Origin of the sequence: Actinacidiphila oryziradicis (genome assembly GCF_005047355.1) — a bacterium.
Lineage (GTDB): Bacteria > Actinomycetota > Actinomycetes > Streptomycetales > Streptomycetaceae > Actinacidiphila > Actinacidiphila oryziradicis.
In genome coordinates this window covers 1-894 of sequence record NZ_SUMC01000369.1, presented here as the reverse complement: position 1 = coordinate 894, position 894 = coordinate 1, and the positions used below count along the sequence as shown (strand labels likewise).

Here is an 894-nt window from a genome sequence, read left to right as displayed (position 1 = left end):
GCCGGACAAGTTAGACGCGAAGGAGGAACATGCGACAGACGGCACCTGCTGCCGCCCGACGCACCTCCGGAGCGAACGGACCGCAGGGCGAACCACTGGACTGGCACAGAATCGACTGGGCCAGCACCGAGGAAAACGTACGGCGCCTGAGACAACGGATCTTCAAAGCGACACAGGAAGGGGACCTCGGAAGGGTCCGCAATCTGCAAAAGCTCATGCTGCGGAGCCGTAGTAACACGCTCGTAAGCGTGAAACGGGTGACACAGCAGAGCAAGGGCCGCAAGATGGCAGGCATCGACAGGGAACTCGCACTCACCCCCCAGGCGAGAGCTCGTATGGCGGTCGACATCGATCAGCAAACCCAGCCCTGGAGAGCCAGGCCCGTCAAGCGGGTCTACATCCCGAAGAGCAATGGAAAGCAACGTCCACTCGGTATCCCGGTCATGCGTGACCGAGTAGTCCAGGCACGCGTAAAGAACGCGCTGGAGCCCGAGTGGGAAGCCCGGTTCGAATCACGTTCCTACGGATTCCGGCCGGGCCGCGGATGCCACGACGCCATCCAGGCGATCTTCAGCACTGCGAAGGGCAAGGCCGCGAAGCGCCAGTGGGTACTGGACGCCGACCTGGCCGCCGCGTTCGACCGCATCGACCACGACTACCTGCTCGGCAGTGTCGGCGGGTTCCCGGCCAGGGAACTGGTCCGCCAGTGGCTGAAGGCGGGAGTGGTCGACGACGGACGCTTCACCCGCACCGATGAGGGAACTCCTCAAGGCGGAGGTGCGACGCGAGGTCGCACGTTTGTGAGTGAGTACACCTTTGGAGGTTCGACGATGTCGATGGTGTAGATCCTGATCAGTGTCCATGTGATCAGTCCCCGCCCCGACGTGCGCTGCT

At 63.2% G+C, this 894-nt stretch carries 1 pseudogene; it reads left to right on the top strand.

Going from position 1 to position 894, the window contains the following annotated elements:
• Positions 1-29: 29 nt before the first annotated feature.
• Positions 30-776: pseudogene (locus tag FCI23_RS55940) on the top strand (reverse transcriptase N-terminal domain-containing protein); the annotation flags it as partial.
• Positions 777-894 lie beyond the last annotated feature (118 nt).